Source organism: Pseudomonas sp. BTN1 (assembly GCF_001907715.1).
Classification (GTDB): Bacteria; Pseudomonadota; Gammaproteobacteria; order Pseudomonadales; family Pseudomonadaceae; genus Aquipseudomonas; species Aquipseudomonas paracarnis.
Genome location: NZ_MPBM01000025.1, coordinates 42,906 through 55,633 on the forward strand (window position 1 = coordinate 42,906; position 12,728 = coordinate 55,633).

The window sequence follows — 12,728 nt, forward strand, 5'->3', positions numbered from 1 at the left end:
CCCTGTGGGAGCTGGCTTGCCTGCGATAGCGGCAGTGAATCCCACATCGTTATCGCAGGCAAGCCAGCTCCCACATTGGTTTTGCAGTGATCCTGAAAATTTTGCTGTCCGATGTGATCGCCACGCTTGCCGTGGCGTCATTACTGGCTCAATTTAGCGACAACGTCCCGGAAGACTCCAGACTTCATGTCATCGACCTCGTTCAAGCAGTCCATGCGGCGCCTGTGGGCGCTGGATAAATTCAGCTACAGCGTACGGGTGTTCATCGCCCTCACCGGCAGCATGGCATTGTGTTGGTACCAGGATGAAATGACGCTGCTGATCCCGCTGTTCCTGGGGATTATCGCCAGCGCCCTAGCCGAGACCGATGACAGCTGGCAAGGCCGTCTCAACGCGCTGGCGGTGACACTGGTGTGTTTCAGCATCGCCGCGCTGTCGGTGGAGCTGCTGTTCCCTTACCCCTGGATATTTGCCATCGCCCTGGCCGTGGCCAGTTTCGGCCTGACCATGCTCGGCGCACTGGGCGAACGCTATGGCGCGATTGCCTCGGCCACCTTGATTCTGTCGGTCTACACCATGATCGGCGTGGACCAGCGCGGCGGCGCCGTCACGGATTTCTGGCATGAGCCGCTGCTGCTGGTCGCCGGTGCCGCCTGGTACGGCGTGCTGTCCGTGCTGTGGCAGGCGCTGTTTTCAAACCAGCCGGTGCAGCAGAGCCTGGCGCGGTTGTTCCGCGAGCTGGGGCGTTACCTCAAGCTCAAGTCATCGTTGTTCGAACCGATCCGGCAGCTGGATGTGGAAGCGCGACGCCTGGAATTGGCCCAGCAAAACGGCCGGGTAGTGGCTGCGCTGAATGCCGCGAAGGAAATCATCCTGCACCGCGTCGGCAATGGCCGGCCGGGCTCGAAGGTCAGCCGCTACCTGAAACTGTACTTCCTGGCCCAGGACATCCACGAGCGCGCCAGTTCCTCCCACTACCCCTACAACGCCCTCACTGAAGCCTTCTTCCATAGCGATGTGCTGTTTCGCTGCCAGCGCTTGCTGCGCCAGCAAGGCAAGGCCTGCCAGACCCTGGCTGAGTCGATCCAACTGCGCCAACCGTTCATCTATGACGACAGCTTTGCCCAAGCCCTGGGCGACCTCAACGCGTCCCTGGAGCACCTGCGCATCCAGAGCAACCCGGCCTGGCGTGGCCTGCTGCGCTCCTTGCGCGCCCTGGCGGCCAACCTGTCCACCCTCGACCGCCTGCTGGGCGACGCCAGCAACCCCGATGCCCTGGCGGACGCCACCGACAGTAACCTGCTGGACCGCGCCCCGCGCAACCTCAAGGAAATGTGGACGCGCCTGCGCACCCAACTGACGCCCACCTCGCTGCTGTTTCGCCACGCCCTGCGCCTGTCCCTGGCGTTGACCGTCGGCTACGCCACCCTGCACGCCATTCACGCGTCTCAGGGTTACTGGATCATCCTCACCACCCTGTTCGTGTGCCAACCGAGCTACGGCGCCACCCGGCGCAAGCTCGGCCAGCGGATCATCGGCACCGCCATCGGCCTCACCGTGGCCTGGGCGCTGTTTGATCTGTTCCCCAACCCGGTGGTGCAGTCGATGTTCGCTATCGCCGCGGGCCTGGTGTTCTTTATCAACCGCACCACCCGCTACACACTGGCGACGGCGGCGATCACCCTGATGGTGCTGTTCTGCTTCAACCAGGTGGGCGATGGCTACGGGCTGTTCCTGCCGCGCCTGTTCGATACCTTGCTCGGCAGCCTGATCGCGGGCCTGGCGGTGTTCCTGTTCCTGCCGGACTGGCAAGGCCGACGCTTGAACAAAGTGCTGGCCAATACCCTGACCTGCAACAGCATCTACCTGCGCCAGATCATGCAGCAATACGCCGCCGGCAAGAGTGACGACTTGGCTTACCGCCTGGCCCGCCGCAACGCCCACAACGCCGATGCCGCGTTGTCTACCACCCTGGCGAATATGCTGATGGAGCCGGGGCACTTCCGTAAGGAAGCCGACGTGGGCTTCCGCTTCCTGGTGCTGTCTCACACCTTGCTCAGCTACTTATCCGGATTGGGTGCACACCGCGATACTCAGCTACCGACCGACGTACGCGAGCACTTGATCGAAGGCGCGGGCAACAGCCTGGCGGCGAGCATCGATGAGATCGCCACCGGCCTGGCCAATAAACAGCCGATTGCGATCCAGAGTGATGCCGAGGAAGGGTTGGCGGCCGAGCTGGAGCAAATGCCCGATGAGATCGATGAGGCGCAGCGGTTGGTGCAGACGCAGTTGGCGTTGATTTGCCGGCAGTTGGGGCCGTTGCGTACGTTGGCGGCGCATCTGATCAAGGAGACCGGCGCGGCTTAGACCGCTATCGCAGGCAAGCACGCTACATCCCATGCGCCTTCATCAAGCGCGCATAACTGCCATCAGCCTTCATCCTGGCAATCTCCCGATCAAAGCTGGCAACGATTTGCGCATGCTCGGGGTTCTTCAAACTGACCAGAATATGCAGGCTGTTCTCGCTCAACGGCTTGCCCACAAACGCCACGGCATTGCGCACCCGCGGCGACTCCCGAGCCAGGTAATAGCGCGCTACGTATTCGTCTTCCAGCGTCAACCGCACACGCCGCGCCGCGAGCATGCGCACCGCCATGGCGAAGTTGTGCACCGGTACTTTCTGTAGCTGGGTGTCTTGATCGAACGCAGCCGAGTAAGCGTAACCGCGTACCACGGCGATGGTCTCGTCGTGCAGTCGGGCCAGGTTCTGATAAACGATGTCATCGTCGCTGCGCTTGAGAAAGCGCACACGGTTAAGCAGGTACTCAGCAGAAAATTGGCCAAACTGCGTGCGGGCCTCGTCGTACCAGGCGTTGATCAGCACATCGTAACGCCCATCGCCCACGCCCTTGAGCGCACGAGCCCAAGGCACCTGTTCAAAATCACTCGCGTACCCCGCACGGGCCAGGGCCGTGCTGACGATATCCGTGGCCAAGCCGCCATTGATCAAGGTGGCATCGGTGAATGGCGGCCAGCCATCCGCCACCAGACGCAGACGCTGTGCCAGCACTGGTTGGGCCAGTAGCAGCACTGCGATCAAAGCAACGGCACGAGTCAATCGCGGCATGCTCAAAGTCCTTGGCGGGCAGGCGGTGGCCTGATAACAGTAGCTCATCAATAAGCTTGCATTGCAGATTACACAAAGAAGCCAACGGCGCACGCACTGAATGATGGCAAATTGACGCCATTCACACATTTGTCAATTTTAGACAGCGGCGCCCGTCACGCTTACTATCCAGGCACGTCTTTATAAGAGCACACATCATGACGGTTGATTGGGTTTGCAAACATCACGACGACTTGGGCAAGGACCAGCTGTATGCCGTCCTGCGCTTGCGCAGCGAGGTATTCGTCGTCGAGCAGAAATGCGCGTATCAGGACATCGACGGGCAGGACCTGGCGGGGGACACCCACCACCTGATGGCCTGGAATGATAACGAGCTGGTGGCTTACCTGCGGCTGCTGGACCCGGAGACCCAGGGCGGCGATGTGGTGATTGGCCGCGTCATCGTTTCGCCAGCGGCACGGGGCACCGGGCTGGGGCATCAAATGCTGGAAGAGGCGCTTGAGCGTATTGAGGATATCTGGCCGCAAACGCCGATTTTTCTCTCGGCCCAGGCGCACTTGCAGGGGTATTACGGGCGGTATGGGTTTGTGGTGGCGGGTGAGGAATACCTGGAAGATGATATTCCACATATTGGTATGCGGCGCCTCTGAGCGCGCCATCGCAGGCAAGCCAGCTCCCACATTGGAACGCATTCAACTGTGGGAGCCGGGCTTGCCCGCGATAGCGTCAGTCCTGCCAAAGCCGACCTTCAGGGATAGCCCAACACCTGCTTGATCGACGCCAGATTAGCCTCGATCCACCCCCGATCAATCGCCCCCCAGTCCCGGATCCGATAGCGCCCGGCATGGTGACGCGCACCGTCCTCCTGCTCGAACTCACACACAATATCCAGGTCGGCCAACGCCGCAATGGTGTCCTGGGCGGTACGCCGAGGCATGCCGGTGGCCTCGGTCAGCGCCGGGACGCTGCTGGCCAGTTGGCTGTCGATCAAGTACGCCACGTACAGGCGGCGGTAGAAGCTGCTTTTGGTCTTGCTCACATCCATGGTCAGTCGCCTTGGGGTTAGGGCTTGCCCTGCAAATCGCGCCAGGTGAGGTACACACGCAGGTCGAACTCCACCTGATGGTAGCCCGGCATCATGTATTGACAGAGTTTATAGAACGCCTTGTTGTGGTCCGACTCCTTGAAGTGCGCCAACTCGTGTACCACGATCATGCGCAGAAACTCCGGAGCCGCCTCCTTGAACAGCGAAGCGATGCGAATCTCTTTCTTGGATTTGAGATTACCGCCCTGCACCCGGGAAATCGTTGTGTGCAAACCCAAGGCACGATGGGTCAGGTCCAGGCGGTTGTCGAACAGCACCTTGTCGATAGACGGCGCGTTACGCAGGTGCTCCTGCTTCAAGGCCAGGGCATAGGCGTACAGGGCCTTGTCGCTCTGCACCCCATGGCGTTCGGGGTAGCGCTGTTCCAGGTAAGCCCCCAACTGGTCCTTGGCGATCAGTTGGCGCACTTGCTCCTGGAGCGCGGCGGGATAGGCCTGGAGGTATTTCAACGCGGTCATGGGCTCTGCAACGCAATTGGGACGGGCGCCAGTGTAGCGAATTCAAAGCGCGCGAGGGTAAGACCAGCCGGCAACGTCTTCGGCCATCAACGGCAGCGCCGCCCACGGCCCCTGGATATACGCGCAGCCATTGGCCTTTAGCCACTGTGTTTGCTCAAGGGTCTCCACGCCTTCGGCGATCACCAGCACACCAAAATGCTCACACAGTTGGATGATGCTGCGCGCCATCGCCCCATCCCGCGCCGAGCCAGGCAGGCGCGCCACTAATTGAGGGTCAAGCTTGAGGGTATCGAATGCCAGGTCGCGCAAATGGGCCAGGGAGCACTGGCCGCAGCCAAAGTCGTCCAGGGCAATCCGCACCCCGATCCGGCGTAGTAACTGGAGTTGCTTGGTAGACTCGGCAAGATTACTCATCAAGCAGTCCTCGCCGATTTCCACCTCCAGTTGCCGCCCCTCTAACCCATGCCGTTCCAGCATCTGCTGCAGTTGGTTGGCCAGGTTGGGCATGTTGAACTGGCTGCTGCTCAGGCTCACGCTCAACACCAGTTCGGGGTCGAAGGTGGCTTGCCAGGCCTGGCGCTGGGCAGCGACTTGCTGGTAGATCCAGGCACTCAACTGGTTGATCAACCGCGCCTCTTCCAGCAGCGGCAAGAACAGGCCCGGCGGCACATCGCCGACGCTGGGATGCTGCCAACGCAACAGCGCTTCGACGCCGCGCAAACGCCCGTCTTCCAGGCAAACCTGAGGCTGGTACACCAAGGTGAAGTCCTTGTTGGCAATGGCGGTACGCACACTGTCTTCCAGCATCAACCGCGAGCGGGCGCGGCCGTTCATTTCCTGGTCGTAGTAACGATACTGCTGACGGCCGGCGCGCTTGGCTTCGTACATGGCAATATCCGCCGCCCGCAGCAGGCCGCTCAAGTCCGAGCCGCAATCCGGGAAGGTCGCGATGCCGATACTGACCCCAAGCATCACCTCCAGCCCATCGACCTGCTGGCACACAGAAACCCGCTCGATGAGCTTTTCCGCGATCTTCGCCGCCTGTTCGGGAAACTCCAGCTCCAGCAACGCGGTGAATTCATCCCCGCCCATGCGCCCCAGAATGTCGTAGGAACGCAGGCACGCCTGCATTTGCTCCGAAACCCAACGCAGCACGCGATCCCCGGCGTCATGGCCCAACGTATCGTTGACCCGCTTGAAGCCATCCAGGTCCAGGTACAGCAATACCAGCGCCTGCTCGCTACGTTCGCTGCGCAGCAATGTATTCTCCATCGCCTGATGGAAACCGCGCCGGTTCAGCAGCCCGGTCAACGGGTCGGTCACGGCCTGGAACTCCAGTTGCTGGTGCAGATGCCGTACTTCGGACATGTCCAGCACCGTCACCACCATCGCCTTCTGCTCCCCAGGCAAGGGCGCGCAGGACAACGCTACCGGCACCTGCTGGCCCCGACCGGTGCGCAAAATGGCGTCGTGTTGGCGCCACGTCTCGCCCCGGCGATACGCCTCGTACATGGGGAAGCCCAACCAGGCTGGCACATGGGGCTTTTGCAGGAAACTGAGGAAACTCTCGCCCTGCAACTCAGCCATCGTCGCATTCAACAGCCGGGAAATGGCCGGATTGGCGTACTCGATCACACTGTTTTCGCTCACCACTAAAATGCCCTCGGCGGCGTTATCCAGCACCGAGGCATTAAAAGCGCGGGCCAACTCCAGGTCATGGCTCAGGCGCTGCAAGGCACGGCGATTGCGCTGGTGCTCGAGCAACGCCTGCACCTTGGGCTTGAGGATGTGCGGGTCAAAGGGCTTGAACAGATAGTCGATCGCCCCACTGGCGTAGCCTTCAAGCACCGCGTCGGGCGAATGGGCGGTGGCGGTCAGAAAGATAATCGGCGTCATGCGCGTGCGCTGGCTGCCCCGCATCAGGCGCGCGACCTCAAAGCCGTCCATGCCCGGCATGCGCACGTCCAGCAGCACCAAGTCGACGTCATGGGCCAGCAGTAACTCCAAGGCTTCCAGGCCAGACGCAGCAGTGATCACCCGCCAGTCGTCACGCTGCAACAGCGCACGCATGCTGACGAGGTTTTCCGGGTAGTCATCGACCACCAACAGAACCGAAATTGCATCGTCGTGTTGCGGAGCGCCATCCATGCTACGTCTCTTCCTTAGGGAGCTGCACCGGTCACTTTTGCTACCAAGGCCGGATAAACACTGAGGGCTCACTCTAGCCGCGCGGCCAAAAAAGCAGAAGTGACGTGGGTGCCCTCATTGTGCCAAAGACCAGGAAGCCGACTAACGGTAAGGCCCTGTAGCCCGCGGTTCACGGGCAACATGGCTTTTTGGCATTCCTCTGACGCCAATAAATTGCCAGCAATTGTTTAACAATCTCACCCGCACCGCCTATAAAGAACCTGGAAGGCCCTTTGGGCCAATGCCTACACCCTCTGTAAAAAGGCCAACACCATGATCGACCTTTCCACCTGGAACCTGAGCATCCCGGTCGGCTCCCCACCCACGACCATTGAAACGCCAAGGCTGATGAGCGGCTTCAACGATCAATACTTCCAGGCCGAAGGCAGCGATGTGCAGTTCTGGACGCCTGTGACGGGCTCGCGCACCGAAAACGCCATCTACCCACGCAGCGAATTGCGTGAAACCTACGCCGACGGCCGCCTGCGTAACTGGACCTACCCCGAAGCCGACAACTTCCTGCGCGCAACCCTCACCGTCAACCAGGTGCCCTCCTCCGGCAAGATCGTGATCGGCCAGATCCACGCCTACGACAGCCAGAAACCGTTGATCAAGCTGGAGTACCAATTCAAGGAGAAAACCCAGACCGGCAACATCGTCGCCAAAGTGCGCATGCGCCCGGACGAAGCCGAAAGCCAGGTGATCATCGTCGCCTCCAATGTGCCACTGCAGAAGAGCTTCACCTACGTGATCAACCTCAACAAAGCCGGGCTGCTGAGCGTGTATGCCGCCGACAGTGAGTGGAATGAACGCATAGGCGCGGCCTGGGGTGACAAGCCGTTGTACTTCAAGGCGGGGGTGTACGTGCAGGACAATTCGGGCGACACCAATGAGGGCGCGCGGGTGACGTTTGCGAAGTTGGATATTGATCATGAGTGAATCGTCCCGTGAGACACCGGATTTTTCCCAGATAAATCCAAAGCTTTAAACACACCGCCGCCCCCTGTGGGAGCCGGGCTTGCCCGCGATGGCGCCACATCAGCCACTATCCTAGGCGCCTGACACACCGCCATCGCGGGCAAGCCCGGCTCCCACATTGACCGTGCATGGGCTTCAAGGTCCGGTGTGAGTCCTACAGCACCGTTGCGGCCAGCCACATCGCCGCTTATAGTTCGCCCCGTCGCTGGCATTGATCGGCGATAGGGTTTCGCAGCCCTACAGAGTTAAAACCGCACCCGTCAAAACAACCCCGGTACCCTTGCCGAAGGTCGTCTTTGTTATGGCGGCTGTGCGTGGGAGACCTTCGGGTCTGCCGGGTCTTAACTCCTCGGTCTGCGAACCCGCGTACAGCTGCCACCCAACTTGTTTCGCAGCAAACGGTGGTCATTCTTCTCTCGAGTTAAGGATTCACCATGACCCAGCAACTACCACCTCGTCGTTTCACCCCTTGCACAGAAACCGCCACCGACTACCCCGTGCTGCTGATCGACAGCGAAGCCCCACTGCTCGACCTCCACGCCTGCCTGCGCGAACGCCTCAACGCCGCTCTGGAACACCTCAACCTGATGGCTTGCTCCAGCCTGCCGGATTTTGCCGAGCGCGACCTGAACAACATGGCCAATACCGCACGCATTCTGGTGCAGGACGTGAGTGATGTGTTTCGGGTCATTGAACACCGTGGTTTCGGCGCTTCATCTGCAAGTTGATTAAATGGTGTCCATAAAAAAGCCCGCATCGCTGCGGGCTTTTTATTAACACTTGAGGCTCAGTTCACCTTAGCGTTCAACTCACCTTTCAAATACCGCTGGTACATCGCTTCCAGTGAGATCGGCTTGATCTTCGAAGCATTACCCGCCGTACCAAACGCTTCATAACGTGCAATACACACATCACGCATCGCCGTCACAGTGGCGCCGAAGAATTTACGCGGGTCGAACTCGCTCGGGTTGGTGGCCATCAGGCGACGCATCGCACCGGTGGAGGCCAGGCGCAGGTCGGTGTCGATGTTGACCTTGCGCACGCCGTACTTGATGCCTTCGACGATTTCTTCAACCGGTACGCCGTAGGTTTCTTTGATGTCGCCGCCGTACTGGTTGATGATCGCCAGCCACTCTTGCGGTACCGAGGAAGAACCGTGCATCACCAGGTGGGTATTAGGGATGCGCTTGTGGATTTCCTTGATGCGGTCGATGGCCAGCACGTCGCCGGTAGGCGGCTTGGTGAACTTGTAGGCGCCGTGGCTGGTGCCGATGGCGATGGCGAGGGCGTCGACCTGGGTCTTCTTGACGAAGTCGGCCGCTTCTTCCGGGTCGGTCAGCATCTGGCTGTGATCCAGCACGCCTTCGGCGCCGATGCCGTCTTCTTCGCCGGCCATGCCGGTTTCAAGCGAACCCAGGCAGCCTAGCTCGCCTTCAACCGAAACGCCGCAGGCGTGGGCCATGGCCACGGTTTGTTGGGTCACGCGTACGTTGTACTCGTAGTCGGTTGGGGTCTTGCCGTCCTCACCGAGGGAGCCGTCCATCATCACCGAGCTGAAGCCCAGTTGGATCGAGCGCTGGCACACGTCAGGGCTGGTGCCGTGGTCCTGGTGCATGCACACCGGGATGTGCGGGAATTCTTCGATGGCAGCGAGGATCAGGTGACGCAGGAACGGGGCGCCAGCGTATTTGCGCGCACCGGCCGAAGCCTGGACGATCACGGGGGAGTCGGTCTTGTCAGCGGCTTCCATGATGGCGCGCATCTGCTCAAGGTTGTTGACGTTAAAGGCTGGGACGCCGTAGCCGAACTCGGCTGCGTGGTCCAGCATTTGACGCATGCTGATAAGTGCCATTGTGTTGTCTCTCCCGTTCGAGGGTCGTTAATCGTGCAAGCCTGCCGTAGCGGCGGCTGCTATTCAAGTTATTGCAGATCAAGGGGTTGAGCCTTGTGCTGCTGAATCGTTATTGCTGTTGGGTTCAGTTGGCTTTGCAGCCGCGCCCAATCAAATCATCCGTCGCCACCCAGTACACCAGGCCTTCCTCACCTTTGGTGTGAAACGCCAACTGGCCGTCGCTATACAGCACGCCGGAGGCGGCTACCTCTTGCTTGAGCCGATAAACCTGGTCCGAACCGCCGAGGCGTACATCCACTTCGGAATGGGCCTGGTTGGCAAAGCGCCAGTTGACCTCGGCCTTGCTGTCGCAGGACCAGGTGGTCCATTTGTCGGCTGGCTCTGCCTTGTTGAACAGGTTCATGCTGCTGCAGCCGGCCAACAGGGCCAGAGCTGCCAGGGCGAAAACGCCTTTCATTGCCAATCCTCGCAGGGCGACCGGGGCCGCCGTTGCTGTCGGTTAGTGGATCAGACCCGTCATGGGCAACCCTGTTCCTGACCGTTGGGCGCGGAGTCGTATTTCTCCAGCCGTTCGTTGCCGATGCGCTTGTTGATCACCGGCATGGTCTCGGCTTGCCAGTCAGCCTGGTAACAGCTTTTTCTCAACGGTGCCTTGGCGTTATCCGCCTCGGGCGCCGCGCTGGGTGTGCTGCCGCAGCCGGCCAACAGGCCCGCTGCGATCACCAGTGCCAACGACTTGATCATGGGAACGCTCCTTTTCCTGATCACGCGAGCCTTAACCTTTGGCTCGGGTTTCCAGCACTTCCACGGCTGGCAACACCTTGCCCTCGACGAACTCGAGGAAAGCGCCACCACCGGTAGAAATGTAGGAGATCTGATCAGCCACACCATATTTATCGATTGCCGCCAGGGTATCGCCACCGCCAGCGATGGAGAACGCCGAGCTTTCAGCGATCGCTTTAGCCAGCACTTTGGTGCCGTTGCCGAATTGGTCGAACTCGAATACGCCCACCGGACCATTCCACAGAATAGTCTGGGATGCCTTGAGCAGCTCGGCGAAGTTGGCTGCCGTTTGCGGGCCGATGTCCAGGATCATGTCGTCGTCGGCCACGTCAGCGATGAGCTTGACGGTCGCCGCGGCGCTTTCCGCGAATTCCTTCGCAACCACCACGTCCACCGGCAACGGCACGCTGACCTTTGCAGCAATGGCGCGGGCGGTGTCGAGCAGGTCTGGCTCGTACAGGGACTTGCCCACCGGGTGGCCGGCAGCGGCCAGGAAGGTGTTGGCAATGCCGCCGCCGACGATCAGTTGGTTGCAGATCTGGCTCAGGCTGTTGAGCACGTCCAGTTTGGTGGATACCTTGGAGCCGGCAACAATGGCCGCCATCGGTTGGGCCGGAGCGCCCAGGGCCTTGCCCAGCGCATCCAGCTCGGCAGCCAACAACGGGCCCGCCGCGGCGACCTTGGCGAACTTGGCCACGCCGTGGGTCGAACCTTCGGCGCGGTGGGCGGTGCCGAACGCGTCCATCACAAACACGTCGCACAGGGCGGCGTATTGCTGGGCCAGTTCGTCGCTGTTCTTTTTCTCGCCCTTGTTGAAGCGCACGTTTTCGAACAGCACGATATCGCCGGCTTTCACGTCCACGCCGCCTAGGTAGTCTGCGACCAATGGCACGTCACGGCCCAGGGCCTTGCTCAGGTACTCGGCGACCGGCTTGAGGCTGTTTTCGGCAGAGAACTCACCTTCGGTCGGGCGACCCAGGTGGGAGCAGACCATCACGGCCGCGCCTTTTTCCAGGGCCAGCTTGATGGTCGGCAGCGAGGCCAGGATTCGCGCATCGCTGGTGACAACACCGTCCTTGACGGGGACGTTGAGGTCTTCGCGGATCAGTACGCGCTTACCTTGCAGATCGAGGTCGGTCATCTTCAACACGGTCATGGGTCGCAGTTCCTGAATTACTGTTGAGGTTGTTTAGAAGCGATGTGCAGATAGTGTTCGGCAACATCCAGCATGCGGTTGGCAAAGCCCCATTCGTTGTCGAACCAGGCCAGAATGTTCACAAGCCTGGGGCCGGAAACGCGGGTCTGGCTGGCATCGACAATCGCCGAATGCGGGTCATGGTTGAAATCGCAACTGGCGTGGGGCAGCTCGGTGTAGGCCAACAGACCTTTGAGCGGGCCGCTGGTGGCGGCGTCGCGCAGGATCCGGTTGACTTCGGCCGCGTCAGTGTCACTGACGGTTTGCATGGTGATATCCAGACAAGACACATTCACCGTCGGCACCCGTACGGCTTTGGCCTGGATTCGCCCGGCAAGTTCCGGCAGCAGTCGCTCGATGCCACGCGCCAGGCCGGTGGACACCGGAATCACTGACTGGAACGCCGAACGCGTGCGCCGCAGGTCTTCGTGGTGATAGGCGTCGATGACCGGCTGGTCGTTCATCGCCGAGTGAATCGTGGTGATCGACACGTAATCCAGGCCGATCGCCTGGTCCAGCAGGCGCAGCAACGGCACGCTGCAGTTGGTGGTACACGACGCGTTGGACACCAGCAGTTCATCGCCGGTCAGGCAGTCCTGGTTGATGCCGTAGACGATGGTGGCGTCGACATCCGCCTCGCTGGCCATCGGCTGGGAAAACAGCACACGCGGTGCGCCGGCGTCGAGAAAACGCTGGCCATCGGCACGGGTGTGATAAACACCGGAGCATTCCAGCACCAGGTCGACGCCCAGTGCTTTCCAGTCGATGCCTTCGGGGGTGGCACTGCGCAACACTTGCACGCAGTTGCCATTGATATGCAGACAATCGCCTTCAACCCGCACTTCGCCAGGGAAACGGCCGTGGGTGGAGTCAAAGCGTGTCAGGTATTCGATGCTGGCCATGTCGGCCAGATCGTTGATCGCAACAATTTCAAACCCGGCTGCCGCCCCTCGCTCGAACAGAGCACGCAAGACGCAACGACCAATGCGGCCGTAGCCGTTGAGTGCAACTTTGTAGGGACGCGGTTGGGGCATGGGGTT

General features: G+C 60.7%; 13 protein-coding genes. 4 read left to right on the forward strand and 9 right to left on the reverse strand.

Annotated features, from left to right (window positions below; all coding sequences use genetic code 11):
• Positions 1 to 186 precede the first annotated feature (186 nt).
• Positions 187 to 2,370 (forward strand): YccS family putative transporter, encoded by a 2,184-nt coding sequence (gene yccS, locus BMH52_RS11730; protein ID WP_072435399.1) that lies wholly within the window; start codon positions 187 to 189, stop codon positions 2,368 to 2,370.
• Between the two features lie 22 nt (positions 2,371 to 2,392).
• Here yccS and BMH52_RS11735 read toward each other — a convergent pair whose 3' ends face one another.
• The gene (locus tag BMH52_RS11735) at positions 2,393 to 3,130 is read right to left on the reverse strand and encodes an ABC transporter substrate-binding protein (protein WP_014720270.1); all 738 of its coding nucleotides are present in this window, start codon (positions 3,128 to 3,130) and stop codon (positions 2,393 to 2,395) included.
• A 197-nt stretch (positions 3,131 to 3,327) separates the two neighbouring features.
• Between BMH52_RS11735 and BMH52_RS11740 the strand changes: the two genes are divergently transcribed.
• Positions 3,328 to 3,780, forward strand: a complete 453-nt coding sequence (locus BMH52_RS11740; RefSeq protein WP_014720271.1) for a GNAT family N-acetyltransferase — start codon at positions 3,328 to 3,330, stop codon at positions 3,778 to 3,780.
• A gap of 98 nt (positions 3,781 to 3,878) precedes the next feature.
• Here BMH52_RS11740 and BMH52_RS11745 read toward each other — a convergent pair whose 3' ends face one another.
• Genes BMH52_RS11745 through BMH52_RS11755 form a run of 3 tightly spaced genes read right to left on the reverse strand, consistent with a single transcriptional unit; the run spans position 3,879 to position 6,841 of the window.
• Complete coding sequence (locus BMH52_RS11745; protein ID WP_014720272.1) at positions 3,879 to 4,175, reverse strand: helix-turn-helix domain-containing protein; 297 nt, start codon at positions 4,173 to 4,175, stop codon at positions 3,879 to 3,881.
• A gap of 17 nt (positions 4,176 to 4,192) precedes the next feature.
• Entirely contained in the window at positions 4,193 to 4,693 is a 501-nt protein-coding gene (locus BMH52_RS11750) for a M48 family metallopeptidase (RefSeq protein WP_014720273.1), read from the reverse strand.
• A gap of 42 nt (positions 4,694 to 4,735) precedes the next feature.
• A complete protein-coding gene (locus BMH52_RS11755) occupies positions 4,736 to 6,841 on the reverse strand; it encodes a bifunctional diguanylate cyclase/phosphodiesterase (protein WP_072435398.1) in 2,106 nt (701 codons plus the stop codon).
• A gap of 312 nt (positions 6,842 to 7,153) precedes the next feature.
• Between BMH52_RS11755 and BMH52_RS11760 the strand changes: the two genes are divergently transcribed.
• Both BMH52_RS11760 and BMH52_RS11765 read left to right on the forward strand, forming a co-directional pair.
• On the forward strand, positions 7,154 to 7,819 hold the full coding sequence (locus BMH52_RS11760; protein WP_014720275.1) for a polysaccharide lyase family 7 protein: 666 nt from the start codon (positions 7,154 to 7,156) through the stop codon (positions 7,817 to 7,819).
• A 473-nt stretch (positions 7,820 to 8,292) separates the two neighbouring features.
• Complete coding sequence (locus BMH52_RS11765; RefSeq protein ID WP_058410802.1) at positions 8,293 to 8,586, forward strand: hypothetical protein; 294 nt, start codon at positions 8,293 to 8,295, stop codon at positions 8,584 to 8,586.
• 59 nt (positions 8,587 to 8,645) lie between these two features.
• Here BMH52_RS11765 and fba read toward each other — a convergent pair whose 3' ends face one another.
• The 5 genes from fba to epd form a co-directional block, all read right to left on the reverse strand.
• Positions 8,646 to 9,710, reverse strand: coding sequence for a class II fructose-bisphosphate aldolase (gene fba, locus BMH52_RS11770; protein WP_003177554.1), 1,065 nt, complete (start codon positions 9,708 to 9,710; stop codon positions 8,646 to 8,648).
• A gap of 124 nt (positions 9,711 to 9,834) precedes the next feature.
• Positions 9,835 to 10,167: an MliC family protein gene (locus BMH52_RS11775; RefSeq protein ID WP_073843787.1), complete on the reverse strand. Its 333-nt coding sequence runs from the start codon at positions 10,165 to 10,167 to the stop codon at positions 9,835 to 9,837.
• 59 nt (positions 10,168 to 10,226) lie between these two features.
• Positions 10,227 to 10,454 carry a hypothetical protein gene (locus BMH52_RS11780; RefSeq protein ID WP_003194953.1) on the reverse strand — a complete coding sequence of 76 codons (228 nt, stop codon included), beginning with the start codon at positions 10,452 to 10,454 and terminating at the stop codon, positions 10,227 to 10,229.
• Between the two features lie 31 nt (positions 10,455 to 10,485).
• Positions 10,486 to 11,649 (reverse strand): phosphoglycerate kinase, encoded by a 1,164-nt coding sequence (locus tag BMH52_RS11785; RefSeq protein ID WP_003194956.1) that lies wholly within the window; start codon positions 11,647 to 11,649, stop codon positions 10,486 to 10,488.
• 17 nt (positions 11,650 to 11,666) lie between these two features.
• Positions 11,667 to 12,722: an erythrose-4-phosphate dehydrogenase gene (epd, locus tag BMH52_RS11790; RefSeq protein ID WP_003194958.1), complete on the reverse strand. Its 1,056-nt coding sequence runs from the start codon at positions 12,720 to 12,722 to the stop codon at positions 11,667 to 11,669.
• Positions 12,723 to 12,728: the final 6 nt, after the last annotated feature.

Coding starts and splice junctions, on each gene's coding strand:
- yccS (WP_072435399.1), top strand. CDS start 187: ATGTCATCGACCTCGTTCAAGCAGTCCATGCGGCGCCTGTGGGCGCTG.
- BMH52_RS11735 (WP_014720270.1), bottom strand. CDS start 3,130: ATGCCGCGATTGACTCGTGCCGTTGCTTTGATCGCAGTGCTGCTACTG.
- BMH52_RS11740 (WP_014720271.1), top strand. CDS start 3,328: ATGACGGTTGATTGGGTTTGCAAACATCACGACGACTTGGGCAAGGAC.
- BMH52_RS11745 (WP_014720272.1), bottom strand. CDS start 4,175: ATGGATGTGAGCAAGACCAAAAGCAGCTTCTACCGCCGCCTGTACGTG.
- BMH52_RS11750 (WP_014720273.1), bottom strand. CDS start 4,693: ATGACCGCGTTGAAATACCTCCAGGCCTATCCCGCCGCGCTCCAGGAG.
- BMH52_RS11755 (WP_072435398.1), bottom strand. CDS start 6,841: ATGGATGGCGCTCCGCAACACGACGATGCAATTTCGGTTCTGTTGGTG.
- BMH52_RS11760 (WP_014720275.1), top strand. CDS start 7,154: ATGATCGACCTTTCCACCTGGAACCTGAGCATCCCGGTCGGCTCCCCA.
- BMH52_RS11765 (WP_058410802.1), top strand. CDS start 8,293: ATGACCCAGCAACTACCACCTCGTCGTTTCACCCCTTGCACAGAAACC.
- fba (WP_003177554.1), bottom strand. CDS start 9,710: ATGGCACTTATCAGCATGCGTCAAATGCTGGACCACGCAGCCGAGTTC.
- BMH52_RS11775 (WP_073843787.1), bottom strand. CDS start 10,167: ATGAAAGGCGTTTTCGCCCTGGCAGCTCTGGCCCTGTTGGCCGGCTGC.
- BMH52_RS11780 (WP_003194953.1), bottom strand. CDS start 10,454: ATGATCAAGTCGTTGGCACTGGTGATCGCAGCGGGCCTGTTGGCCGGC.
- BMH52_RS11785 (WP_003194956.1), bottom strand. CDS start 11,649: ATGACCGTGTTGAAGATGACCGACCTCGATCTGCAAGGTAAGCGCGTA.
- epd (WP_003194958.1), bottom strand. CDS start 12,722: ATGCCCCAACCGCGTCCCTACAAAGTTGCACTCAACGGCTACGGCCGC.